At 43.8% G+C, this 26,063-nt stretch carries 26 protein-coding genes; 4 read left to right on the plus strand and 22 right to left on the minus strand.

The window, feature by feature from the left end:
- Positions 1-135: 135 nt before the first annotated feature.
- The 5 genes from HMPREF0581_RS00005 to HMPREF0581_RS08655 form a co-directional block, all read right to left on the minus strand.
- Positions 136-933, minus strand: coding sequence for an IclR family transcriptional regulator (locus HMPREF0581_RS00005; protein ID WP_051426848.1), 798 nt, complete (start codon positions 931-933; stop codon positions 136-138).
- A 148-nt stretch (positions 934-1,081) separates the two neighbouring features.
- Positions 1,082-1,618 (minus strand): 2-oxoacid:acceptor oxidoreductase family protein, encoded by a 537-nt coding sequence (locus HMPREF0581_RS00010; RefSeq protein ID WP_036379187.1) that lies wholly within the window; start codon positions 1,616-1,618, stop codon positions 1,082-1,084.
- Positions 1,619-1,629: 11 nt separating this feature from the next.
- Positions 1,630-2,355, minus strand: coding sequence for a thiamine pyrophosphate-dependent enzyme (locus HMPREF0581_RS00015; protein ID WP_009644488.1), 726 nt, complete (start codon positions 2,353-2,355; stop codon positions 1,630-1,632).
- A complete protein-coding gene (locus tag HMPREF0581_RS00020; protein WP_009644559.1) occupies positions 2,355-3,434 on the minus strand; it encodes a 3-methyl-2-oxobutanoate dehydrogenase subunit VorB in 1,080 nt (359 codons plus the stop codon). The genes HMPREF0581_RS00015 and HMPREF0581_RS00020 overlap by 1 nt, the downstream gene beginning before the upstream one ends.
- Positions 3,435-3,452: 18 nt before the next feature.
- On the minus strand, positions 3,453-3,650 hold the full coding sequence (locus HMPREF0581_RS08655; protein WP_009644496.1) for a 4Fe-4S dicluster domain-containing protein: 198 nt from the start codon (positions 3,648-3,650) through the stop codon (positions 3,453-3,455).
- A gap of 200 nt (positions 3,651-3,850) precedes the next feature.
- Here HMPREF0581_RS08655 and nhaC point away from each other — a divergent pair, with 200 nt between their 5' ends.
- Positions 3,851-5,281, plus strand: a complete 1,431-nt coding sequence (gene nhaC / locus HMPREF0581_RS00025) for a Na+/H+ antiporter NhaC (RefSeq protein ID WP_009644529.1) — start codon at positions 3,851-3,853, stop codon at positions 5,279-5,281.
- A 111-nt stretch (positions 5,282-5,392) separates the two neighbouring features.
- On the opposite strand, the gene rarD is transcribed toward nhaC, so the two are convergent.
- The gene (gene rarD, locus HMPREF0581_RS00030) at positions 5,393-6,277 is read right to left on the minus strand and encodes an EamA family transporter RarD (RefSeq protein WP_036379196.1); all 885 of its coding nucleotides are present in this window, start codon (positions 6,275-6,277) and stop codon (positions 5,393-5,395) included.
- A 187-nt stretch (positions 6,278-6,464) separates the two neighbouring features.
- On the opposite strand from rarD, the gene HMPREF0581_RS00035 reads away from it, so the two are divergent.
- Complete coding sequence (locus HMPREF0581_RS00035; protein ID WP_036379198.1) at positions 6,465-7,133, plus strand: trimeric intracellular cation channel family protein; 669 nt, start codon at positions 6,465-6,467, stop codon at positions 7,131-7,133.
- A gap of 212 nt (positions 7,134-7,345) precedes the next feature.
- Here the strand turns inward: HMPREF0581_RS00035 and HMPREF0581_RS00040 are convergent, their stop codons facing one another.
- The 5 genes from HMPREF0581_RS00040 to HMPREF0581_RS00060 form a co-directional block, all read right to left on the minus strand.
- The gene (locus HMPREF0581_RS00040; RefSeq protein ID WP_009644541.1) at positions 7,346-7,750 is read right to left on the minus strand and encodes an RrF2 family transcriptional regulator; all 405 of its coding nucleotides are present in this window, start codon (positions 7,748-7,750) and stop codon (positions 7,346-7,348) included.
- 306 nt (positions 7,751-8,056) lie between these two features.
- Positions 8,057-9,391, minus strand: coding sequence for an MATE family efflux transporter (locus HMPREF0581_RS00045; protein ID WP_051426849.1), 1,335 nt, complete (start codon positions 9,389-9,391; stop codon positions 8,057-8,059).
- 132 nt (positions 9,392-9,523) lie between these two features.
- Complete coding sequence (locus HMPREF0581_RS08140; RefSeq protein WP_051426850.1) at positions 9,524-10,318, minus strand: hypothetical protein; 795 nt, start codon at positions 10,316-10,318, stop codon at positions 9,524-9,526.
- Positions 10,312-11,007, minus strand: coding sequence for an ABC transporter ATP-binding protein (locus HMPREF0581_RS00055; RefSeq protein WP_009644563.1), 696 nt, complete (start codon positions 11,005-11,007; stop codon positions 10,312-10,314). The genes HMPREF0581_RS08140 and HMPREF0581_RS00055 overlap by 7 nt, the downstream gene beginning before the upstream one ends.
- Positions 11,007-11,375 (minus strand): GntR family transcriptional regulator, encoded by a 369-nt coding sequence (locus tag HMPREF0581_RS00060; RefSeq protein WP_009644515.1) that lies wholly within the window; start codon positions 11,373-11,375, stop codon positions 11,007-11,009. The genes HMPREF0581_RS00055 and HMPREF0581_RS00060 overlap by 1 nt, the downstream gene beginning before the upstream one ends.
- Positions 11,376-11,686: 311 nt before the next feature.
- Between HMPREF0581_RS00060 and HMPREF0581_RS00065 the strand changes: the two genes are divergently transcribed.
- Positions 11,687-12,298, plus strand: coding sequence for a hypothetical protein (locus HMPREF0581_RS00065; protein WP_169731135.1), 612 nt, complete (start codon positions 11,687-11,689; stop codon positions 12,296-12,298).
- Between the two features lie 223 nt (positions 12,299-12,521).
- Here HMPREF0581_RS00065 and HMPREF0581_RS00070 read toward each other — a convergent pair whose 3' ends face one another.
- The 9 genes from HMPREF0581_RS00070 to HMPREF0581_RS00110 all read right to left on the minus strand — a co-directional run bounded on the left by HMPREF0581_RS00070 (position 12,522) and on the right by HMPREF0581_RS00110 (position 23,308).
- Positions 12,522-13,274: an ABC transporter permease gene (locus tag HMPREF0581_RS00070; RefSeq protein ID WP_009644492.1), complete on the minus strand. Its 753-nt coding sequence runs from the start codon at positions 13,272-13,274 to the stop codon at positions 12,522-12,524.
- A complete protein-coding gene (locus HMPREF0581_RS00075; RefSeq protein ID WP_009644556.1) occupies positions 13,267-14,124 on the minus strand; it encodes an ATP-binding cassette domain-containing protein in 858 nt (285 codons plus the stop codon). The genes HMPREF0581_RS00070 and HMPREF0581_RS00075 overlap by 8 nt, the downstream gene beginning before the upstream one ends.
- On the minus strand, positions 14,117-15,685 hold the full coding sequence (locus HMPREF0581_RS00080; RefSeq protein WP_009644471.1) for a sensor histidine kinase: 1,569 nt from the start codon (positions 15,683-15,685) through the stop codon (positions 14,117-14,119). The genes HMPREF0581_RS00075 and HMPREF0581_RS00080 overlap by 8 nt, the downstream gene beginning before the upstream one ends.
- On the minus strand, positions 15,669-16,349 hold the full coding sequence (locus HMPREF0581_RS00085) for a response regulator transcription factor (RefSeq protein ID WP_009644523.1): 681 nt from the start codon (positions 16,347-16,349) through the stop codon (positions 15,669-15,671). The genes HMPREF0581_RS00080 and HMPREF0581_RS00085 overlap by 17 nt, the downstream gene beginning before the upstream one ends.
- 200 nt (positions 16,350-16,549) lie before the next feature.
- Positions 16,550-17,488, minus strand: coding sequence for a TIGR03943 family putative permease subunit (locus tag HMPREF0581_RS00090; RefSeq protein WP_036379206.1), 939 nt, complete (start codon positions 17,486-17,488; stop codon positions 16,550-16,552).
- A complete protein-coding gene (locus tag HMPREF0581_RS00095; RefSeq protein WP_036379208.1) occupies positions 17,485-18,609 on the minus strand; it encodes a CobW family GTP-binding protein in 1,125 nt (374 codons plus the stop codon). The genes HMPREF0581_RS00090 and HMPREF0581_RS00095 overlap by 4 nt, the downstream gene beginning before the upstream one ends.
- A gap of 379 nt (positions 18,610-18,988) precedes the next feature.
- A complete protein-coding gene (locus HMPREF0581_RS00100; protein WP_009644481.1) occupies positions 18,989-20,314 on the minus strand; it encodes a replication-associated recombination protein A in 1,326 nt (441 codons plus the stop codon).
- Positions 20,315-20,463: 149 nt separating this feature from the next.
- Positions 20,464-21,636 (minus strand): SpoIIE family protein phosphatase, encoded by a 1,173-nt coding sequence (locus tag HMPREF0581_RS00105; protein ID WP_036379212.1) that lies wholly within the window; start codon positions 21,634-21,636, stop codon positions 20,464-20,466.
- A 1-nt stretch (position 21,637) separates the two neighbouring features.
- Positions 21,638-23,308, minus strand: coding sequence for a [Fe-Fe] hydrogenase large subunit C-terminal domain-containing protein (locus HMPREF0581_RS00110; RefSeq protein WP_009644588.1), 1,671 nt, complete (start codon positions 23,306-23,308; stop codon positions 21,638-21,640).
- A gap of 190 nt (positions 23,309-23,498) precedes the next feature.
- Here HMPREF0581_RS00110 and HMPREF0581_RS00115 point away from each other — a divergent pair, with 190 nt between their 5' ends.
- Positions 23,499-24,326 carry a hypothetical protein gene (locus HMPREF0581_RS00115; RefSeq protein ID WP_009644551.1) on the plus strand — a complete coding sequence of 276 codons (828 nt, stop codon included), beginning with the start codon at positions 23,499-23,501 and terminating at the stop codon, positions 24,324-24,326.
- 152 nt (positions 24,327-24,478) lie between these two features.
- Here HMPREF0581_RS00115 and HMPREF0581_RS00120 read toward each other — a convergent pair whose 3' ends face one another.
- Together HMPREF0581_RS00120 and HMPREF0581_RS00125 are read right to left on the minus strand one after the other, a co-directional pair.
- Positions 24,479-24,676, minus strand: a complete 198-nt coding sequence (locus HMPREF0581_RS00120; protein ID WP_009644560.1) for a PTS ascorbate transporter subunit IIC — start codon at positions 24,674-24,676, stop codon at positions 24,479-24,481.
- A gap of 105 nt (positions 24,677-24,781) precedes the next feature.
- A complete protein-coding gene (locus tag HMPREF0581_RS00125) occupies positions 24,782-25,774 on the minus strand; it encodes an SPFH domain-containing protein (RefSeq protein WP_009644532.1) in 993 nt (330 codons plus the stop codon).
- Positions 25,775-26,063: the final 289 nt, after the last annotated feature.

Here is a 26,063-nt window from a genome sequence, read left to right on the forward strand (position 1 = left end):
TCCTCCTTGGATATGGGATGTCTTCACAAACACCATTATACCAAGGGTATGGGTCATTATTTAATTGTTGCACTTAGAGTGTAAATTAAAGTTCACAAAAACTTTTATATATAATCATTAATGATATCCAATATCTTATTTTACAAAAAGCTCTCTCGTAATTTCAGCACTTAAGTCCTTCATGAAGTTGATTTTCTCTTGAAACTCGCCATCCATTATACGGAACTTTGGACCAGCAAGGCTCATAGCTGCAACAACTTTGCCGTTTTTAAATATGGGCACTCCTACACAGAACAATCCGACCTCTCGTTCTTCATCATCACAAGCATAGCCGCATTTCTTAATTTTCTCCAATTCCTTTTCCAGTTCCTTAACAGTAGTAATCGTCGAATCTGTGAACTTCGTCATAGGGCTAGACTCATATACGGACAAGTCAACATTATCTGAAAAAGCCAACAAGCATTTACCCAGAGACGCACAATAGCACTCACTCATAGACTCAATATCAACTTTAACTCCAAGTACAGATTTACTGGCACATTCTGCCAGAAGGCGTATTCTATACATCCCTTCACCGTCTACATCTAACACTCCTAAATTTACAGAATCGCAATACTTGTCATTTAATTGTTTTAAATACGGCAGAATTATTTCCACCAGCTTTTGTTCAGGAGCTTCACTACCTTTTAATGCATAAATCTTAGGTCCTAGCGAATACATTTCATTCGAAACATTTTGTTCAATATAACCTCTGTTCTGCAAGGTAGCCAGTGTACGGTAAACAGTGCTCTTGTACAGTCCCAAGTCTTTACTTATCTGGGAAATAGAAACTCCTTTATCCTGCAGATATAGATATTCTATTATATCTATAGTTCTATCTACCGAATTTATTATCACTGACTGATTAGCATTACCAACCCTGTGTTCACTCATATAAAACCTCCATTATCATTGATATTATAAACTAAACTGAACGTAAAGCAAAGGATACCGCAATGTTTCATGCGATACCCCAAATATAATACCTTGTAGGAGCTTTTATCCGCTGTTTTTACAAATTTAGGAGACTAATCGCCTAAATTTACTTACTGTAACCGGCTCTAAGCATTTCTTTGTTCTTTTCATTGTACTTCCCTTTGCCCTGTATCTCGAAGTAACCGCACATTGACTTCTCAAATTCATCATATGCAAAAAGGTCCGATTCAACAAGCATCTTCCCCAACATGCAGAGATTAGCATTTCTCTCACTCTTTAGGTCTATTGCTAAGTCTGTAGCATCACATTTTACAACTTTAATATCACCACGATACTTTCTGCCTTCATCTACAAGTGATGAATTTACATAAAGAGTACCGCCCGGATTCATTGCAGTCTCGTAAATATCAACCGCGGAACTGCTCATCGCCATTACAACATCAGGATGATCGGCATATGGAGATGCGATTCTTTTGTCACTAATAATCACATTGCAATTTGCATTTCCACCTCTCATCTCGTTTCCATAAGAAGGAAACCAAGTAACATTTAATTCCTTTTCATATGCTGCATACATCAGTATTTTACCGGCAGTAAGCACGCCTTGACCACCTAGTCCAGCACAAATAATGCTTTTCTTCATAATACCCTCCACTATCTGTCAATAAACTCCCCTAATTCATATTGTTTAGTCATAACATCATTAATATACTCCATTGACTTAGGGGGTGTCATACCCCAATTTGTTGGGCAAGGCACAAGTACCTCAACTAGCGAAAAGCCTTTACAATCACGCTGCTTTTCAAGCGCTTTTCTTACATATTTTTTCGTCTTTGCAACATTTGCCGGATTTGTGACCGATGTTCTTGCCAGATAGGCAATCGCCAATCCCCGCATTATCTTAACAACATCAAAATTCTCACCACTATCAGCCAAAATTCTTCCATCCTTTGATGATGTCGTACGCTGCCCTATCATTGTTGTTGGTGCCATTTGGCCACCTGTCATTCCGTAAACAGTATTATTCATTACAAAAAATGTGACATTCTCATTGCGAGTTGCTGCAGCCATAGTTTCGCCTAATCCAATAGCATATGCTCCACCATCTCCACAGATTGTAAGCGCATACTTGTCCGGGCGTACACGTTTCTGAGCAGTTAAGGCTGCTCCCATTTTACCGTGTGGCGGAACAATAGCATCGACCCACATACAAAACTGGAACTGATGATTACATCCTATATCTGAACAAATGATCGTATCACTAACAATATCCATTTCAGTCAAAACTTCACCAAGAATCCTATCAAAAATTCCATGCCCACAGCCAGCACAGAACCTATTCTCTGCATACATGAGTTCAGGGGCTTTTCTAGCAACCATTAGAATACCTCCACTTCTTTAACCTCGCCGTTATAAACAGCTTTTGCAAATTCAATTACCTGATCTACTTTTGGGATTCTCTGCCGTGTTGCCAAAGCAAACGTTGGAAATTTCCCTTTAACTGTTATAATTACATCATCTCGCATCTGTCCCATCATATTCACTTCTACTGTAACAACACCACGGCATGTATCCGGAATAGTTTCAAATGCTTTACGAGGATATGGCCACAATGTAATTGGCCTTATTAATCCTAATTTAAAGCCTTCTTCACGAGCCTGCTCAACAGCACCCTGTGCAACCCTGGAAGATATTCCATAAGCAACGAGAACAACATCTGCGTCTTTAACTTCGAAGCTCTCCCACCGCTGCTCTGTTTCGCTAATCTCACGCATCCTCGCCAGATAATCATCATTCCATTCATCTATATCCTTGAAATATGTGATATCGGTAATTACCTTGTAATCTTTGCCAGGTTGAACGCCCTTTACTGCCCATGGTTGCTCCTGATCAATGTCGTATTCTACAAACGGAGGAAGCTCACATGGTTCCATCATCTGCCCGATAGTTCCATCAGAGAGAATTAACACCGGGTGACTCCACTTCTCTGCTAATGCAAATGATTCGTAAGCCATGTCTACGTTCTCCTGAACGGAGTTTGGTGCGAGTACAATTAGGTGATAATCACCATTTCCCCCGCCCTTTACTGCCTGCCAGTAATTATCCTGTCCAGCAGAAATAAATCCATCACCGATACCAAATCTCTGTACACACGCTGCTACAGCGGGAACTCCAGCTGATACCCAATATGCTATACCTTCTTGATATAACGAAAATCCCGGGCCGGATGTAGATGTCAATGCACGAACTCCAAGTGCACGTGCAGCAAACGTCATATTTACACTTGCAATTTCAGACTCTCCCTGAACAAATGTCCCTCCAACCTCTTTCTGTCGCCAAGACATCCACTCAAGAATTTCCGACTGAGGCGTGATCGGATATCCGGCATAGAAACGACATCCTCCTCTTATAGCACCTTCAGCTAGAGCCTCATTGCCCTTCATTATTCTCTTTTCCATAACAAATCTCCTATTAATTTACAGAATTTCAAACACCAAATCCGGACACATAGCGTAGCAACAACCACACTGAACGCATTTCTCCTGATCTACAGCGACAGTAATAACCCCTTTGCCGTTTGTTCTACCAGAAAGGCTGAGAGCTTTAGGTTTGCAATTTGCGACACACAAATAACATCCTTTGCACCGTTCCTCTCTCGTTCTTACTTTTTCCATAGTCAATCATCCTTTCTTGTGGTGAATCTTAACAGTCATGTTCTGTATATTAGAACATTGTTTCGTTTATCGGAATTGTATCACCGCTAATGGTAATCGTCAATGATATAACCTACAGTATTTACAATTCGCAATTGATGTGATAGATTAACTTTAGAACATCGTTCTATTTTAAACAATTGATTGTGCGGAGTAGTGCTATGAGAAAACACAAGAATGAAATTGTTACACACAGGAAACCAAGTCTAGGTTTATCATTGATACCGATACTATCTGTATTTATACTCCTGCTACTTGCTTTGCTAAAATACAGAGTCGATATACAAATTCCACTCATAACAGCGTCGATTATTGCTGCCGTGATTTCGGTTGTTGTGTTAAAGAATCCTTGGGCTGATATTGAAAAAGGAATTATAGGTTCTATAATGAATGCAATGCAAGCGATACTTATTGCGTGTATTATTGGTCTAATTATTGGTTCGTGGATTGCCGGTGGAATTGTTCCCAGCTTAATATATTACGGGTTAAAGCTTTTATCACCTAGATTTTTTCTAGTAACGTGTTTATTAGTATGTTCAGTTGTCAGTGTGTCTACAGGTAGTTCGTGGACTACCTGCGGGACATTGGGAGTTGCCATGGTAGGGATTGGATCGGCAATGGGCATACCAGCAAGTATAACCGCCGGCTGCGTAGTTTCCGGAGCATATTTTGGAGATAAGATGTCACCATTTTCAGATACTACAAACCTTGCTCCGGCTGTTTCAGGGACAACTCTTTTTGCACATATTAGGCACATGATGTATACCACATCAGTTAGTTTTGTGATTGCCTGTATTCTGTATTTCTTGGTTAACTTCAAGTATGTATCGCATAGCAGGACTAGTAAAGATATCGTGACTGTCACAGCTGTACTTAGAGATCATTTTACAATCTCACCGCTTTTGCTGTTACCGCTTTTGATTCTATTTTGCATGATTTATTTCAAAATTCCTGCTATTCCTGGATTAATATTCAGCGTTCTATTAGGTGTATTCTGCGCACTTGCAATTCAAGGAGCGTCAATTATCGAAGTCGGAAGATGCTTGAGCTATGGATTTACTATGGATAGCGGAAATGAAATGCTGGATAAACTGCTTACAAAGGGCGGTCTTCAAAATATGATGTGGACAGTATCGTTAATACTATGTTCACTAACATTTGGTGGTATAATGCACCAATCCGGTATGCTTGAAACAATTGCAGAGAGCATCCTGAAAATAGCAAAATCCAACGGAAGTTTAATATGTGCAACCGGTTTCACTGCAGTAATGATTAATGTGATATGCGGTGAACAATACCTATCTATATTAATTACAGGGAAGATGTATAGCTCCGAATACAAGAACAGGGATTTAGCTCCCCAGAATCTCTCGAGAACATTGGAGGATTTTGGTACCATCACTTCACCGTTGATACCTTGGACAACTTGTGCCGTTGCTATTAGCACTTATCTAAGTATACCTACCCTCAATTATGCACCTTACGCGTTTCTCAACCTAATAAACCCATTTGTAGCAATAGTATTTGCAATTACAGGTTTCTCAATAAAGAAAAGGTCATCAATATCTCCGGAAGATATCGTCGATGCTTAATAAGTTTAGTGCATTCCCTAGGTACATAAATCATATATCGTCTAAACAATAGCGACTTGTCATAAGGCAAATCGCTATTGCTTTACCTTGAACAGTTCAAATAATAAATTCCTACTTTCGGTTCTTACTGTCTTTAAATTCCCCATAAGAAAAGAATATAAGCCCTAACCAGATTACTCCGATTGCCATAAAGAGAATTCTATCTGCAGGTTCTTTATATATTAATACCCCGATTATCAGCGTTATAGTCGGACTTATATATTCTGCCAGACCAAGTACAAACATAGTTGTTCTTTGTGCCGCATATGCGAATAATCCGAGCGGTATAGCCGTTGCGAAACCACATAAAAGTAACAGCATATAGTGGTAAAAGGCCCCTCTGCCAATTGCTCCTGTTCCATGTAATTCCATATAAACAATATAAATGAAAGCAAATGGCGCTAAAAATATAGTCTCGTAAAATAGCGACAATACCGGTGGATATTTCACTGTTTTCTTGATTGCCGAATATATAGCAAACGTAATTGCAAGTAACAGTGCAATACCCGGAATCTGTCTATAATGAATTAATATAATAATTACACTTAAAGATGCCAATCCAATTGCAATTAATTTACAAAAAGTGAGTCTTTCTTTAAAAAATATAATGCCCATTGTACAAACTGCCAACGGTTCAATATAGTATCCTATACTTGTCTGTATAATGTGTCCAGAATTCACAGCCCATATAAATATGCTCCAATTAGATGTTATTATTAAACCCGTTATAACGTACTTGCATACAATCTTTTTATCCTTTAGTGGTGACAATATCTCATGCCACGAGTATTTTAGCCGCGCAAATACAAGGCTAACGATAGCAACTAACAGTATCCGATAAATTATTATTACAGATGAAGGTATTGGAATTAGTGATTTCCAATATAAAGGTAAAACACCCCAAAGACCTGTACACATAATCGCTGCTAAAAAGCCTTTTTCGTATTCACTCTTCATTAGACCACCTCTATTTCCTGTCAAATCTGCCCTCGCAAGTAATTATTATACATATATATTGTAATCTTACAGTCGCTTGCGGGCAATTATTACACATTAATTTACAGGTACCAACAACACATGTTATCCTAAGATATCATCGATAAAACTCATATTGTACCTAAATATCACTGGGAGTCCATAAAATTTGTTACAACTATACAGCATTGAAAACATCATATTTGCACTAGAGATCGTCGGCACCATCACCTTCGCGATCTCAGGCGCCACGCTTGGCCTTGAGAAAGGTATGGATCTCATGGGTATCACCATACTAGGCTTAACCACAGGTGTCGGCGGCGGAATTATCAGGGATCTGATCGTCGGACAGACGCCTCCACTGACGTTTAGGAATCCGATATACCTAATAGTATCTATTATCACATCAGTTATCGTATTCCTGCCGCCGGTCAGAAAATGGATATTTTCTAAATCTACGCTCTATGAGATGCTCATGCTCGTCATGGATTCCGTCGGACTAGGCGTGTTTACGGTAAGTGGCATCCAAGCCGGATATGCTGCGACATCTATCCACGGCGTGATACTGCTGTCGTTTGTCGGAGTAGTTACGGGTGTCGGCGGTGGCGTGCTCAGGGACATGATGGCCGGTGACAGACCGTACATCTTCGTCAAGCACTTCTATGCCAGCGCGTCACTCATCGGGGCCATATTCTGCACGGTGCTGTGGAACAATATAGACCAAAGAATCGCAATGACCGGCGGAGCAGCAATTATCCTGGTTTTGCGATTGATGGCCGCACGGTATCGCTGGAGTCTGCCTAAGGCTAACCCTGATAGAAATACAAGCGATAGTTAAGTCTCAGAAATGTATGTGCATATCGATTGTATTTTGAAGCCGGATGAGGCTGACAGCTAAAACAAATAAAAACTGAGTCACAAGAAAACGGAGCGGCTCTGCTGCTCCGCTTTTGTCAGACGGATACTGTGAAGCCGGGAGTACTCGTATCTGCCCGGCTCATCTATGTCATTGTGTCATGTACACCGGCAAAATGTCGGTGTGAAGCACGTCTATTTTGCAGCGATAATATCTGCCAAAGAGCGGCGCTTGAGATCATTGTTGAGATTGTTCTGTACGCGACAGAACTCAGCATGAATCATGCACGGGCTGTGTCCTGTATTAACCGGACAATTGGAATTACCGCGCAGACATTCGTTTACGAAGGAATTAGGTTCCATTATCTGATATACGTCGAATAATGTAATATCTGTCAGAGGTCTGGTTAGCATATAACCGCCGTTACTCCCGCGCATGCTCTTGACGAGGCCTCCCTTATCTAATTTTCTTGCAACCTTGTAAGCGATCGCTTCGGATATAAATTCTCCTTCTGCCAGCGAGCTTATGCTCGTTGGTATGTCTGTATGCAGGTTTTTAATAACTCTAAGTGCATAATCCGTTTCTCTGTTAAAAAGCATATTCGCCTCTCATTTCCTAATCTTACATGCAGAACACCAAACTGTACCTATACGGTCAAGTGGAAGCGGTGAAAATTTAACACATACATTACAGCACGTGTCAATTGCACATACAGATAATTCAGCTACAATATATTGTTAACACACTGCGAGCAGTTATTCAATAGGATTCCAAGCTTTATACAGTATATTATTTATACACTATTTGCTGCATTTGACAGTATTGAAATGCATAAACATATTATGCTTTGCAATCATGCGGTTTCAAATTAAGGTCGAATTACTTAAGCGGCTTATTACAACCTATCACATATCGTTTAATTCCTCCGAGGCAGCCACGCTTCGTGTCTTCTTATAAATCCGCACTGCGAATATCAAGCATATTGCCTCGGATATGGACAGCGACAGCCAGAGTTTTGACAACCCAAATACAATGCTTATCACCGCTATTGATACGACCAGAGTGACCGTACATCTCATAAGCGAGATTACGACTGCAACTCGGGATCTCTCGAGCGCTGTCAGGTAGCCGGCGATTATAATATTAAGACTAAGTACCGGAAAAGCAACAGCAATAAATCTCAGCGCAGACAAAACGTCATCATTAAGATTGCTGTCACTTCCTACGAACAGAGCTGCAATATGATTGCCGAAGGTCAGTACAAGTATAATTTCAATCACGGATAACGCTATGCCTGTCCTAATCTCATAACCGAATATAGTGTGAAAAGACGCCCTCTCACGGCGACCGTGATAGTAGCTGACAAGCGGCTGCGCGCCTTGGGCGATGCCATTTGCAAGAACAGATGCCAGCAGAATTACGTAAGAAAGGATCGAATAGATTATCAGCTCCCTGTCGTGCAGGAAGGCAGTTATGAAGTTGTTGAAGATGAACGTCACTATGCCGGGCGACATCTCGGTGATACCTGACGGCAAGCCGCACATAAATTCACGGCGAAGCAGGCCCTTGCGAAATCTGAATCGTTTGAATCTAAGCGTCGCTCGGCTGCCGGAAAAGTGAACCAGATATATTGCTATTACGACGGTCTGTGAGAACGATGTCGCGAGGCCGGCTCCCACGATCCCCCAGTCGAGTCGGAATATGGTGTACCAGTCGAGAAAAACATTTAGAATAACCCCCAACGTGACGTATATGGTCGACCGCTCAGGATAGCCGTCCGTCGCAAGCAGCAGCTCGAGGTTGTACGAAACGATAAACGAGAATATAAATGGTACGATTGTCAGCAGGTATTGCTTGACATAAGGAAGAGTTGCGTCCGATGCTCCGAGCAGCCCGGAAAGCGGGTTGATAAATACAAAGATGAGCACGCTGCCTGCTATAGACAACACGAACATCGCTGCAACACTCTCTGTGAAGACCTCTCTTGCCTCTATAGTACGATTTTCACCAAGAAGTCTGGCTACAACAGTTGATGTGCCTACTGCAAAAGTAATGGAAATCGCAAAAAGCAAGGTTACAAACGGCGTAACAATAGAGACGGCTGCAAGAGCCGTCTCGGATACACCGCGAGCTACAAATATTCCATCAACTATGATATACAGGGTGAATATCAGCTGACCTGCCATAGCCGGAACAATGTACCGCAAATATTTTCTAAGTAATGCACTGTCACTATTCAATCCCAGCCATCCTCATATTTATTTGCAATTCTGTCTCATTCTCAAGCTCAAGCGAGAAATATCACTCAAACTGTAGCCCCAGTATACTAATAATTTACCTCAACTGCAATGCAGCTTGTATTTATTTAATTTCTATTCGAGGTTAAATCGGTTCTTCATCAGGTAGTTCGATGTTAGGAAGTAAATTGCGAACTCAGCTGCTTGAACGAGTATCAGGCAGCCTACGCCCCAGAATGAGTAATTAATATCGCTCCCTATTACCTCGGCATTTACCGGAAGATTACCCATTATAAACACGAGAACATATGCCTCCACGATGGAGAACAGCACAAAGAATACGCCCATCAGGATTGCCTTGAACCTGTTAAATTGCGCTCCGACATTCACGCAGGTCAGGAACTTGAGTACAAACCTGGCCGCAGCTACTATTGCCAGTATGATTAATTCCAAAAACATAAACGCAACTTTACCTGCGAGCAATTTGTTTTCATTTATAGCTGTAAATATTGTATTGATCAGATCAATTCCGGTAAACATTTCAACTCCCGGAGATACAGCAAGTATGCCAAGTATTAGCGCAAATAAGCCCAGCACACCGGCAAGGAACACCCATATAGTAGTTGTAATAACCTTGCTCCAGATGTGAGTACTGATTTTTACAGGGAGAGAAAGCGTGAAATACCCCGCATCACCGTAGAAGGCTTTGTAAAATCTGCGGTCTACGATTACTATAAAGGTCATAACAACCACCGCTATGGATGCGACAACATATGCCAAAATAACAACATTAGATACGTAATCGGGAATTCTCCAGGCTCCTCTGGACAGAACCCCTATAATTACCTCCAACGCAAGCCACACCATGTATAATACTCCGAGCTCTTGAAAGAGAGCCTTGAACTCGTATTTCATCAATTTACCTAGCATTTAAAAACCTCCCTGAATAATTTATCGATGCTCTGCCCCTTCTGCTCGCGGAGATTATCTGCAGTTTCATGCACGACTATCTCCCCCTCTTTGATGAAGATTACATCATCGAGTACCGCCTCCACATCAGCAATAAGATGAGTAGAGATGATCACAACCGCCTCCGGATTGTAGTTGCTGATTATCGTCTTGAGTATATAATCTCTTGTTGCCGGATCAACTCCCGCGATAGGTTCATCAAGAAGATAAACCTCAGCCTTACGGGCCATTGTGAGTATAAGCTGTACCTTTTCCTTGGTACCCTTTGACATAGCCTTGAGCTTGAGTCCCGGTTCAATCCCGAGGTCATTGAGCATCGACATCGCATTGAGCTTATCGAAATCAGCAAAGAAGTCCTGATACATCTGAACCAGTCCGCCTGCTGTCATATAATTCGGATATGTGATTCTATCCGGCAGGTAGGCGATATGCGCCTTCGTCTCGGCTCCGGGAGCTTTGCCGTCTATCAGGACTGTGCCCGAGTCAGCTCTGAGCAGTCCCATCAGTGTCTTAATCAGTGTTGTCTTACCGGAACCGTTCGGTCCCATCAGGCCTACTATCTGACCTTTTTCTATGTGCAGCTCCACACCGGACAGGGCCGCCTTGGAACCGTATACCTTGGTTAGATTCTTGATATCTATTATGCTCATTACTTCTCCTTCCTTAAACAGCCGGTAACTGCCTCAATAATTTCTTTATCGCTCATTCCGATATTTCGTAGCTTCTGAATCATTTCAGCAATATATTCACTTGATAAATTATTGTGTATCTCCTTCAAAACGCTCTCATCCTCCGTTACAAATCTCCCGCTGGTCCTCTCCGTACGCACAAGCCCGCGTCTCTCGAGCTCTGTAAGTGCACGCTGCACTGTATTTGGATTAACGCCTGCCTCAATCGCGACTTCCCTTACCGATGGCAGCTTCTCCCCCGGCAAATAATCCCGCCTGGCAATTCGTATGGTAAGCTCATCGATAATCTGTAGGTATATAGGCATTCCATCAACAAAATTCCAATTCACTAATTTCTCCTTCCTGAATTTATTAAATTCATATGCACCGGATTATAATATACAGCTTTAACGCTTATATGTTTCTCGGCGATGTGTTATTGTATTAATTTATTAATACAATAACACATCGAATAGACATTTGCAAGAACTTTTTAATTTATTGAATTGTTGTATTCAAAAATATATAATCATACTGATCACTACATTTAAAAAAAGAGGAACATAACATGAGAAAAAGTTTTAAAATTTATTTCATATTATCTCTTTGCTTTATTCTTCTAACCTCGTTATCGAGTTGCAAGTCTGATAAGCAGAAGGCGATGGATGCTGAAGTAAAAATTGCAAACGAACTATTAAGTTCTAAGTCTAATATTTTTGATGAAAACACAAGGACTAATTTAAAGAAAGTTATTAAGGATAGTGAAAAGGCTGCCGATGATCAGTCATACAAGAAATCAACTGATAATCTAAGATCTGCTATAAAAGCATACAGAGATAGTATTAAGCAACAAAAACAAGTTACGCATCCCTCTCAGAAGTTTATTCTTGAGCGTGTTAAGAATATAGATTCAATTGTTCAAATTGAAGCCGCAACAGAAGAAACAGACCAAAATAATATGATGAATAAGCCTCATGGATATTATGCATACATAGCTCTGTCATCCTCAATGATTCCTACTGAGTTGAGAGCATACAGCACTCCAGTAGAAAATGGGAATGATGGTGGAGCTGCTATTGAAGTTTATAAAACAGTCAAATTAGCAAAAGCACGCGAGGCTTATCTTGCATCTTTAGACTCTCCTGGTGCATTATCACCTGGTACACATAAGGTTGTTGGAACAATGGTGGTAAGAACATCTAGCAGATTAAAAGCATCACAGCAACAAGCTCTTGAAAAGAATATTATTAATGCACTAATTGAATTGAAATAATAGTTCTTTCTAAATACTAATATAATCCCGTAGAGTTAAACTCAGCACTCGACGGGTTACATATTAATGCCCATGTGAATATTATCAGAGAAATAGTTTATTGTTAAATCATATATCAAAACACTAGTAAATGCTCTGCATCACTAGTGTTTTTGATTCTCTATGGCAACCATAACTTAGCTTAATTTAATAACTTCTTATTATTTATTGTTAATATTACATCCTAATTCTTCCGTCCTCTTACCTTAAACGCAATTAACAGGATGGCAACACTTACTGCGGACATAAAGAGCATGGATTGAATAAGCGGCCCGAAATTATATGGTCTCCCCATCCAGAAATCTATATAGTCGTTTCCAAGCTGAGTCGTAGGCAATAAATCCGACAACCATTTAAGCGATTTGGGCAGATCTGATACAGAAATTCCCATATAGCCGCTCAAGATCATCATCGCAAAGTACAGAGCCATGGTAACACCGTACGTTGGGCCGAATTTTCTTATCAGCGTGGCAATTCCGTGAGCTAAAGCCATCAAGATCCCTGAAAGAAAGTATATTCCGAATAACCACAGTGCTCCGGCTGCCAAGGTAGGCTTCTTTAAGTCCATGAAAGGGACCGTTCCCACCAGATATATGGCCACACATAGTGTCAAAAATATCATGTTGGAAACAAGCTTGTTAAGCAATATATCCTTTTCAGAGAAGCCGAACAGAAGGATGCGCTCAGGAACGTTTTTGTCCAACTCATTTGAATATGTAGCCGCATGGCTTAGAAAAATACTTGCCAAAGGGATGAGCATCGCCATTCCGATGAACATGGTAGTTACAACCTCTGACTTATAGCTATCGGGAACATCCTTTAACGCACTTATTCGTATCAAGTGAATTAATGCAACCGGAAATACCGATCCGAAAAATATCGAATATCCGTTATATAGCGTATTTAGAAATTCATATTTAATCGTATACTTATTCATCGTTTCTCCCCGCATTTATAGTCATCATCTCTATATCATTATCGCTTCTTCTGTAATTAATATGGTTTTTTATCAATTTCTCTGTAATCTCAAGCTCTTCCTCCATGCTTGAGCACGAAAGTGCTATATCTTCATCCGAAGAGAAAATCCGCTTGTGATCCTTTGCAATCGCAGAAGCACGTTCTGTATCTTCAAATATCAGCACCGCATTCCCGCAATACTTACGAAAAAGCTCTTCCTTTGAACCGTAATCAACAACTCTTCCATCCTTTAAATAAAGTATTTTTGTCGCCAGATTATCCAGCTCTGTATAGTAATGTGATGTTATAAGAAGAGTTGTTTTTCTATCCCTGTACCACTCCACAAGCTTTTCCACCAAGCGCTGGCGGGTTTCAAAGTCAAGACCTGAGGTCACTTCGTCAAACATCGCAATCTCGCTGTCCTTACACATTACCAGGATAAGCGTAAGCCTTTGCTTTTGCCCCCCTGAAAGGTGCTTCCACCGCTTCTTTAAGCACTCTTCAAACTCAAAAAACTTAATCATCTCAACGAGCTTGGGATTTTCATTTATTCTGCACCCCATAATCATCTCAATTATTACTCTGATCGGAACAGTTTCTATGTATGAATTCTGCTGCATATGAACAGCGATCTCATTTGATGGAATGCTCAAGGTTATATTCCCCTTATGCGGAACAAGCCCGAGAATACTCCTGAGCAGTGTTGTTTTACCGGCTCCGTTGCTGCCTATAATTCCAACTCTTTCACCGTCCTTAATCTCCACTACCCGGCCGAGATCTACGGCAACCTTATCCTTAAAGCTAACCTTTACATTGTCGAGTCTAATCATCGCTACCTCTTTTCTCTAATACAAACTCCACGCCGTCCTGCACATTCTCACCGCTCAGCTCCATACCAAGCTTTCCGGCAAAATATTTTGCTATATAAAGCCCAAGCCCATGCCCCTTATTGCGTTCGGAACCTTCAGCCTCAACACTTGTCACAAACGGCTCGAATATATTTTCGACAATAGTCTCTTCGATATGCCCCGGCTGATTAAAAACAGTAATTCGTGTCTTTTCTACCGTAACCTTCACGCTTCCGTTTTCCTTCGTATGATTTATTCCGTTCGTAACCAGGTTTTCCAGTATTTTTTTGAGCATCATAGTGTTGCTCTGCCAGCAAATATCTCCTCCTGATGCTTCAAGCTGTATAGCAATCCCCTTTAAATCAGCGTTAATACGGTTTTTACCTATGATTTCCCGGCAAAGGCTCATCATCTCAATCGGTTCAATCTCATTATTATCAGCTATACCGTTGATATTTGAAGTTTCATCAATTATGCTCATCATTTCCTTGAGCTGGGATTTGACCTCCGGCAAATATATATCTCTGTTTCCAAATTTGCCGATATTACCGATCATCCCGTCCACAAGAAGCATCGATGCTGCGATAGGTGTTTTCAGTTGATGTGATGTAGCACGCATGTACACTTCCTTCCGCTTATTCTCTTCCTCAAGCTCATTAACTGCCTGCGCCTGTTTTTCATAAAGGAGATTTAGGGCTGCAGTCAAATCGGCAATTTCATCTTTCCCTGAGATTTCCAGCGGAGCAAGATTATCGGATGAAGAATACATCCTTTTTTCGGCATCCATCGATAGTTTTTTTATCGGTTCAACGATTTTTTTGGAATAAATCGCCGAAACTCCGAACGCCAATATTATCATAAATAAGGCAAGCATAGGCATTGAACCGTATAGCACAGGTAATATCTCCTTTGCAGTCGGTGTCATCACGCTGTTTGCCATGATTAAGGTGTTATCTCCCTTATTTGTTACTCCCACAAAATACGTGTAGCTCGTGCCGGAATAACGACTTTGTACACTGAACTCTCCTATTCCTATGCCACCGCTGAAATAATGAAGCTTCCGCCCCTTTGCTTCAAACTGAGCTGAATTTCCTTCAAGATTAATATCTATTTTGAAATTTTTCTTAATTTCACCTGTATTTTCAGAAAGGATTGAAGATAGAACAGGCTTGAATTCCCGGAATAACGCTTTGCTGTTTTTTGCGTCATTTTCGTCCACAGCTCTTATTTTATCTATAAGCATTTTTGCTGACGGGCTCGTAAATTCAACATGTCCGTCAAACCCCGCTCCGGTAACCTTAATTGAGTAACCATGCTTGGGAACAACTATTCCCAGCATAGTCGAGTCACCTATGCCCGTGCTTTTCAAGGATTCATGCTCTTTAAAGTACTCCATGGCCGTCCTTGAATTCTGCAAATTCTGCTTCCCCTTATAGTCCATATACATTGATGGCATCAGAAAAATCATATAAGAAAATATAACTATTCCCATTATTAAAGAGATTATGACACTGTATAAAAATGTCTTACTTCCCAATTTCATCTTCTTTTCTCCACCTGTATCCAAGTCCTATAACGGTTTCAATATAGTCAAAGGGCAGCTTCTTTCTTAGATTTTTGACATGAGCATCTATAATTCTGTCGTTCGCAATATAATCCTCATCAAATATTTTATTTATCAGCTGATCTCTGCTGAAGACTCTTCCCGGGCTGTCTCTCAAGGTCTTCATCAGAACAAACTCACTCACGGTCAATCTCAAATTTTTCCTGTTGTAATAAGCTCTAAATTCTTCCTCGTCGACTACGAATCCATGCTCCATTTCAGAAGAAATACTCTTCCCGGTCCTTCTCAGGACAGCTTCTATCCGTTTTATCAGAATTATCGGAGAAGCCGGCTTCGTGACGTAATCATCAGCAAGGAAATTAAATGCTTCCAATTGCGTATTGATATCGTCATATGCAGTGAGCATTATAGCCCCTACGTCGTCACCCGGTCTCGCCTTGACGGCTTCCAGAACCTCGAGCCCGCTTGCCCCCGGCACCCTGACATCCAGAACAGCGATTTCGAACTGACCGCCCTCTGCCACAAACTTTATGGCGTTGTCTCCTCTATCAAAGGGGATTACCTCATAGCCTGCTACTGCCATGTACTCCGATAATACCTCGCGAATCATTTTTTCATCTTCCAGGAAAAGTATCTTTGCCATACGTATGTCCTTTCTTTCCTCCGGTTATACAGTAATCCCGCCGTATGAATCTGATATGAATTTACCTTGCACATTATTTATTATACACTCGCCGAAAAATAGCAAAAGAAAAACCTCTCCCCTCGGAATCGAATTGAGGTGACCTCAAAATTCTGACAGAAGAGGTGTATTTAGTTGTTTAGAATGTTCCGATCTGAATCCTAGAACGTAGCAACCTCCGGATTGCACGGCTCACAAGCTTCCACTGACTTGCAGTACAGTACAGGCCCCTTCTCTCCGTAGGCATCTACAAATTCTATTCTGACCTTGGCCTTGATCTGAACCCACGCACCGTTCTTGAAATCATCAATCCTGTCATAGATACCCAGAAGAGCCGCGAATTGTATATCCTCAACGCAGCATGTCATCAGATGACGTCCGAATCCGAACTGTCCGTGTTTCATATCTCCGCCTTTGACCACTCTGCCCTTGATAACTATGCTCTTGTTGCTGTAATCGTCCTGGTTCTCGTTGATGTCGCGGTACCAATCCGCATACATATCATCGGCAACCTCGACAGTGCTCGCTTTCTTGTCGAACGGCAACTCATCAACTATGTCGTCGACCTCAATATCGTTAGGTCCGAACTCATATACTATCTGTGAGCGACGGTTTGCGACGCGCACCTCCTTGTGAAAAGGGAGCTTGTCGTTATCCTTTTTGAACCTGTTGAACACGACAAGCTCTGCATTCTGCATCTTGTTGAAGCACAGCTGTCTCATGTTCTTGTTATACAGGTCAAACATCGTGGCATCAAAGAATGTCATCTCCTGCGCGATGACCCAATTGCGAGGCATATTCTCAAACAGCGTCTGCGTCATCCACATACCGTTATATTCCACCAGCACTCTATTAAATAAGTATTTGGATGCAATGCCGTTGAGCCGAGCTTCTGTCAGGTCGCTCTCCTTCTCGATTCTCTCGATAAAAACCTTGTCCGCAAACTTGCTCTCATCGTAGGCTACTTCACCTGATTCGCAGACTAGAAGCAGTGTATTCGCACCTTCCCCGAACTCCGGCGTTGCCAATGTGTCCTGAATAAAGGTCGATTTACCAGCACCTAGAAATCCTGTAAATAAATATACCGGTTTTTCCCTCATATTCCAAACAACTCCTTAATCTTGTCCTTGTTGAGTCCTACTCCGATCACGCATATTACACCGGTTGCTTCGGCCTCGCCCGCTACTCTGATCTCAGGCTCGCCCGGCACGTAGTCAAATTCATACCATTCGCCATCTGTGCCTGCTACAAAGCCTTTTGCCCTCAGAACCTGTCCGCATAGTTCGGGGTCCATAAGTCCTGCCAGAGCCTGTTCCAGCCGGTCTCTCGTGAAGCGATGTGCGGTCTCAACGCCCATCTCATCAAACACTTCGTCGGCGTGGTGGCCGTGGTGATGGTGCTCATGTCCGCACTCGCGGTCGTGATCGTCATGGTGATGATGGTGCTCGTGTCCGCACTCGCGGTCGTGATCGTCATGGTGATGGTGGTGCTCGTGTCCGCACTCGTGGTCGTGATCGTCGTGGTGATGGTGGTGCTCGTGATCATCGTGGTGATGGTGCTCTGCCTCGTGCTCAGCCTGCTCTCTATATGCTTCCTCTCTCAGATGATCCAGCTCTGCCGAGAGGGTTCTTTTCTGCTCCATTATCTCGAGAATCTTGGCTCCATCGATGTCCTTCCAATCTGTAGTAACGATGGAAGCCTCCTTGTTATGCTCACGCAGCAACGCGATGCACTTATCGATATCATCCTGTGACAGGCCTGCTGTGTGGCTGAGGATAATCGAGCTTGCATGCTCCACCTGGTTCTCGTAGAACTCACCGAAGTTGCTCATATACATATCGGCCTTCCCGGCATCTACGACAGTCGTGAATCCATTGAGCTCTATCTTGTCATTGCCGAGATCCTGGACGGCAATAATTACGTCTGACAGCTTGCCGACACCGGATGGCTCGATGAGAATTCTTTCCGGATTGTACTTCTCGATAACCTCGTTAAGAGCCTTGCCGAAATCACCTACCAGAGTGCAGCAGATACAGCCCGCATTCATCTGATTGATCTGAATTCCTGTATTCTGCAGAAATCCCTTATCTACGCCAATCTCCCCAAACTCGTTCTCGATCAGAACAATCTTGTCTGTATCGTAAGCTTCCTCGATAAGCTTTCTGATAAGAGTTGTCTTTCCGGCTCCCAGAAATCCCGAGAAAATATCAACTTTTGTCATATCCCTCAATCCTTTCTATTCGTAAATTTTCAGGTAAATCTTAATCTTATACCCGCTGCTCAGCCGGTAGCCGTGCAGCGTGCGTAATTAGTCTTATGCCATTAGAGTATCCGCTGCAATTTAAAGTACGTGATAACTAACCGCACGACGGAATTATATCACATAAAGCCAACTCTTTTTGTCACTGCTGTGTTTTATTTCTCGAAAATATCAGCCATCCGCCTCGCCCATGCCGTTGCAGATGGCTGCTTATATCGTATTATTACGACTTCCTGCGCAGTTCCTCGACAAGCACCGGAATTGAGGGATACACGTTTATCTTTACCTCTTCCGACTTCCTGCGCAGTTCCTTAACAAGCCGTGCTTCAGTGCCCGTCACCTACTTGTGAGTCTTCTTCCAGGCCTTGATGCTATTGAGCCTCTCCTTAAATCTGCCCTCAACACCCTGCTCAGTCGGCTTGTAGTATTCACGCCCCGTCAGTGAGTCGGGCAGACACTGCATGGCGGTTATCTTATCCTCGTAGTCATGCGCATACTTATACCCCTTGCCGTAGCCGAGTCCCTTCATCAGCGATGTCGGCGCATTCCTGATATTCATCGGAACCGGTTCCGCCATGTGCTCCTGAGCATCGTCCCTGGCGGCAAAATACGCCACCTCCATCGCATTGGACTTAGGTGCCAGCGCCATGTATATGACAGCCTGCGTCAGATGCACCGAGCACTCAGGCATTCCTATAAAATGGCAGGCCTGATAGGCCGCTATCGCTATCTCAAGTGCCCGAGGATCCGCAAGTCCGACATCCTCCGAAGCGAATCTGGTAACGCGTCTGGCGACATACAGCGGGTCTTCACCTGCCTCCAGCATGCGAGCCAGCCAGTATACGGCAGCGTCCGCATCGGAGTTTCTCATGGATTTATGCAGAGCGGAGATAATGTTGTAATGCTCCTCTCCATCCTTATCGTATAGCAATGACTTCCTGGAAATACACTGTTCCAGCGTTTCCATCGTGATGTCGATCGTCCCATCCGGCTGCACATCACCATTTAGAACGACCATCTCAAGAGTCGTCAGTGAGCTTCTGGCATCGCCGTTAGCAAACTCAGCAATCATATGCAGCATATCATCGGTGATATTGACACGCTCACTTCCGTATCCCCTGGGGTCGGCGATTGCGCGCTTGAGCAGCTGCTCTATATCATCGGTTTCGAGAGCCTTGAGGACGAATACCTTGCACCTGGACAGCAAAGCGCCGTTAACCTCAAAGGACGGATTCTCAGTGGTAGCGCCTATGAGCGTGATGCTCCCCTTCTCTACAAACGGCAGGAAAGCATCCTGCTGAGCCTTGTTGAATCTGTGAATCTCGTCGATAAACACTATGGTCTTCTCGCCGAATCTCGCGTATCGGTCAGCCTGCTGCATGACGTTGCGAATTTCCTTGATACCGCTGGTAACAGCGGAAAAGGTGATGAAATTCGCCTTGGTCTTACCTGCGATTATCTGCGCAAGGGTAGTCTTTCCGACTCCCGGCGGTCCCCAGAATATCATCGAAGGAACCTTATCGGATTCAATTAACCGGCTCAAAATCTTGCCCTCTCCTATGAGGTGCTGCTGACCCGCAAACTCACTGAGATTCTTAGGTCTCATGCGCGCAGCTAGCGGTTCATCATTGCTCTTGTCTTTTTCAAATATTGAAATCTGTTCCATTAACTATACCCTTTTCCTGCCTGATATACTTTACAGTTCGTGGCCTCATATGCCTGCCTCGTCCGGTTCACCGCGTTGCTCCCTTTTCGTACACTCCCTGTACTGCGCTTTCTTTGCCAAGCTGAATATTTCAAACGAAAAGTGCCGGTCTAAAAGTAGCTGACCTTGACACGCTTTCCCATCTTTTTGAGAGATGCGGACAGCTCCTCTATCATGTTCATCTTGACACTGAAATTGAGTGGCATCTCTGCTTCCTGGTGAGCCGGGTTTACCGCTCTTCCGACAAAGAAGTTGATGTCGGTCGCCTCTTCAAAAAGTATACGGCTGATAAGAGAGGATGCGTCGTGCGAAACACTCCACTCGGCGAAGCCTTCGTCGTTTGCGAGATAATCACGGGCATTCTTAACGACGTGATCTATGGTTACGATACCCTCGGTGACGAGGTCAACACCCTCAATCTCGGAGATTGGCGGTCCACCGACCTTGCCATTTACCCTGCCGGTCTTGATAGGCCTGCCCAGGAAGGCGGATGCAATCGATGCGGTCGTACCTCCGCAGATAATGTGCTTACCTGCCTTGGAGAAGAACAGCGACATCATGCGGTCACAGTCATCTCGGCTGGTAGGAGGTCCAAACAGCAGGTTGACCTGCGCACGTTTGATAACCCTGATGATGCAGGCAGTGGCATCGTCGATCGGCTTGCCACCATAGAGCTTGTTGCATTCCTCGACGAGAATTGTTGCCAAGGTCTTGGCAGGATAACCGACCGGTGCGATGGTCTCCATAAACGAAGCGATGTCAGCCTCGGTCCAGTCCTTGTTGTACGAGAGATCGATGTTAGCTCCGGGACAGCCGTCGCTCATGGCTATAAACATGTCATCTTCCTGCAGCTTAATCTCCGAGCGATAGATTTTCTTACAGTCTATAACATGTTCTATCATTTCATAGTCGGTTGCGGCAAAATCTCTGATGAGTATTACGCGAGGGTTCTCGTACTGGATCAGTTCCAGCGATTCGTTATCCTTGATATGCATAATCGTAAAGGTTGAATACGCTACGTCATATTCCGAGCTGATTGGAAGTGTCGCCGCTATAGTGTGCACACATTCCTCGAGCGGCATACCCTCAGCCATCATAGTGGAGATGATTTTGGAGGTGAGAGTAGATAGGATGCTCGCCTTTACTCCGCTTCGCAGGCCGTCGGCAAGAACTATGATTCTGTCGCCATTCTCCTGCTGCGCAACCGCTACCGTATCTCCGCATAGCTGTTCACCGTAGTGATTAATACTCTTGTATCCAATGTCTATACTGAGATCGTTCATACTAATCCTCCATCGTATCCTTGAGCTTGGTCAACGCTATCTTGGTCTCGGCGGTGGTCTCTCCGAGGAGCGACGCTATCTCCTGTACGATACGCATCTGCTTCTCGACCATCTGATCCGCAATCGCTGTCGTCTGCTGCATTATCTGCGCTTTTTTATTGCGTTCCCTGGCCTCATCGCTGACATCGTCAAGCAGGCAGATCAGCATATGATACTTATTGTCATACAAAATTGTCTGTTCCACATACTTGTCATACTCGGCGAGATATGAACACTGGAACGTGCTCTTTTTGGTCTGCAGCACGTCCATAAAAGGCTTAGGTTCGAGCAGCGTCACTATCTGTGCGCCAAATACATCCTGTGGTCTCCTGATATTCATTATCTTGCATGCCGCAGGATTGATCTCCTGCACCTCAAGTCTCTCATTGAGCACGATGAGTCCGTTAGGAGCGTTGTCGAACAGTATGTCCGAGAAATCCTCTGATTTCTTGGCGAGCAGTGGCTGACAGATCTCGATTACCGCCTTGTTCTGATACACGGCAATAGCCTTCTCACGGCAGGTGTCATATCCGCACATACCGCAGTTCAGCTCGTCGGCAGGTCTGGTCTTGCCCATATTAGCCATAATCTCACGAATCTTGCGTTCGTTAGGCATCGGCATCATGCCCTTCATAATCTCAAAGCTGCGAGTTATCTCGCCTAGCTCCGGTTGCTCTATATCAAAGTGCTCATCGCCGGCATATCGGCTTACAGCCTTGTAGTTTCTAACCGGATTGTTGTGAAGCTTCTCTATCGTCGGACCACCCACGCAGCCGCCGGAACATGCCCACATCTCGATAAAGCACTGTTCCATCTCGCCATTTGCGATGTCCTCGAGTGCATCGATGCATTTGTCAGGGCCATCCACCGTGAGGTAAGCGTAGCCTGCGGACTTCTTATCCATGCACCTAATGATACCGCCGGCAGCTGCAAACAGTCGCTCCTTGGACTGCTTGCACTCGTCCGTTCCCTTGTGAATCTCCAAGCTATGAGCGATAAGCAGCTCGTCGAACTCCTCGTATGTGAGTACGGCATCTACTGTCGACCCGTGACGATTCGCCTCGTCCTTGCGAGCAATGCAAGGACCAACGTATACAATCTTGGCTTCCGGCTCACGCTTCCTGATGTCAGCGCAGTGAATCTGTACCGGTGACATGGCGTTGGACAGATTGCCGATGAGATCCGGGTAATGCTTCTGAATCATGAGATTGACAGACGGACAACACGATGATATTACCACGCTCATGCGCTCATCCTTGATGACATCCTCATACTCGCGTTTTACCACGACGCCGAACGGTGCAGTCTCTTCTGCACTCACGAAGCCCAGCTCTTTGGCTGTTTCAGACATCGTCTCGATTCCCGTTCCATCGTAATATGCGACGAAGGACGGATCGACGCTCAGATATACAGGTCGGTCGCCCTCAAGCAGCATCTCAACCTTCTCAACCTCGCTGAGGATCTTTTGAGCATCCTGCGGACAGACCACATAACACTGTCCGCACAGAACGCATTCATCGGCGATGACGTGGGCAAGATTGCCGGAGAACCTGATTGACTGCACGGGGCAGTGTCTGACGCACTTATAGCAGTTCTTGCAGTTTGATTTTTTCAAAAATAAAGGATGAGCCATTTAATTACCCTCGCTTTTCTTCAAAATATATTCATTAGCAGTCGCGGTCGCGACCATTCATACTTTTTCATACCTGTATTTATCATATCCCAATTTGTTCGTTTACAAAAGGCGGTATTTCAGATAAGATTATTTCATGTGGATATATGCTGATGTGATATCGCAAATTTACCATCCATGGAGAGAATGTATGGATTCTGCAAGTTCAGTATGGAAACGATTGACCATTCGACTGTTCAATCGCAAGTCTATAACGAATTACATAATAATAATCATCTGCTCCGGCGCTATCGCCTTTGGCCTGACGCAATACACGCCGTCGGTCGACCGCATGCGTGCCAAGGCGCTGAGCATCATCAGCAAGATGGACACGTCCGAGTATTTCAAGGAAGATATCGGCACGGTCAACAAGATCAAGCGCGACTACGAGGACAAGCTCAAGCAGCAGGTGCTCAAACAGGATTTAGGGAAGACAGTATCCGGATTCAACAAGGACGTAGCTAAGGTCAAGACTAAGTCGGCGATGATCAAGGATCTGCTCGATAAGCTCAACAAGTACAAAAAGGACATCTACAGCGATGAGGACAAGGAATCGGCGAAGGAGCTAATCCACAAGTTCAAGGTAGGAGCTAAGGAGGACAGTACCAAGGACGCTCTTGAATCCAGATACCTCGATATCGAAGAACAGATTCTCAAGTTCAAGACTGTCAAGCAGCACGAGGAGGAAGAAGCTCGCAAGGTCAAGATTGCAGCCAGATGGACTATAAAGGATTCAGAAGAATATCCTTTCAAGCTCAGCCCGGATGGAAGCTTCATCATGCCGATAGACATGAACGGTTCGCACGGTTATCTCACAGGCAAGTGGGAGCTGGATAACACAACTGTTACTGTGCATATCACCAAAAACACAATTGACGAAGGGTACAAACCATACGACTGGGTGTTCAACTACAACGAGGATTCGGACACTCTGGTCGGCACAGGTCAGTTCGCGGGCTGGACCTATACTAAATACTAGAGTCGGCGCCGTCACGCAAATCAATATTCAACGGGATCGATTGCACGGCGAGTGCATTCTGAATATTGACATATTGACATAATGGAGAGTTATATGATTATAGGACAAAAATAGTTGATAAAAGGCGGATGCTGTTACCCATCCGCCTTTCACTATTCAATATCAACGTCGAGAGGCTTATCTATCTCCTCTCCGACATACTTACCGTTCTTGCGGCGCTGCCGGACACACTCCGACAACAGATATTCGATTTGACCGTTAACAGAGCGAAAATCGTCCTCTGCCCAAGCCTGAATATCCTTGAACAGCTTTTCCGATATTCTGAGTGGTATTTGTTTCTTATTCGCCATTAGGTTTGTCCACGTCCATTAATATAATCTTCTTTTCATTGTAATACAATTCTACGAAATTATCTGCTATTCTAATCCCTTAACTTCCGAATTTCGTGTTTATTTTTAATACAATGAGCCGGAATTAACTATCGGTTGCGCATCGTGATTGCCGCACAGCACGACCATCAGATTTGACACCATGGCAGCCTTACGCTCCTCATCCAGCTCGACAATTCCGTCCTCATTGAGCTTCTCGAGTGCGAGCTTGACCATGCCGACAGCTCCATCCACTATCATCGCTCTAGCATCGACAACTGCGCTTGCCTGTTGTCTCTGCAGCATTACCGCTGCGATTTCCGGAGCATATGCGAGGTATGTGATACGAGCTTCTATAATCTCGATTCCGGCCTCTACCACCCGCTCCTGTATGTCGTTCTTGATTCGCTCTGCAACTACATCACTGGATCCGCGAAGGGAGCCTTCATCAGCCATACCGTCGCCGGTAGTATCGATATTGGGAGCTGCGTCATATGGATAAAGCCTTACAACATTTCGGAGAGCAGAATCACTCTGTAGCGACAGGTACTCTTTGAAGTTGTCTACGTTAAATACCGCCTTCGTAGTATCTGTAACTCTCCACATGACAGCAATTCCTATCTCAACAGGATTGCCGAGTGCATCGTTAATCTTCTGAACCGCATTATTAAGTGTCATAATTTTGAGCGAAATCCTCTTGCCGGAGGTTGTATCCGACTCACCGCTACCGACACCCAGCTTGCCTTTAGGGCTTATGTCTCCCGATTGACCCAGCCTGGTATTAGCAGCTGGATTAAATGCGGAGCAGAACGGATTGACATAATAGAAGCCTTCGCCTTTGAGCGTTCCGTAGTACTTTCCAAACAATGTAAGAACCAGTGCTTCCTGTGGCTTGAGGGTTCTGAAGCCTGCGAATAACAACAGTCCGAAGATTATATATGCTATACATATTGCCATCACTGCCAAATTATCACTCATCGCTGATTTCAGCAACATAAATACTGACACCGCATATAGAGCGAGCAGGATAACGAGCATCAACATCCCGTGCTTCTTATTGGTCAAAACTTTCTCTTCCATCGGAGTTCCTCCTTTAACTATGATTAATTGCAAATCATTTTCTTACCTGATGGTTATATGATATCATTTTAATATCATATGTCAATAGAACTTCCGGAAAAGCCCCGAAAATACCCTCTGACCTATTTCTTGCATTTCTTACAGAGCTCCGGCTATCTACCGACGTGACATTTCCGACTGCCGGAGCACTGCGGCTCACGAAATGTTTTTGCTCGAAAAAGGGGCTTATAGGACAAAAAACGTGTTTTGCTAATCCCAGTAAGAAGGATGGTGATGATGGTGCTCGTGT

The sequence above is a fragment of the Mogibacterium timidum ATCC 33093 genome, from assembly GCF_000525775.1.
In the GTDB taxonomy this organism is placed as follows: Bacteria; Bacillota; Clostridia; order Peptostreptococcales; family Anaerovoracaceae; genus Mogibacterium; species Mogibacterium timidum.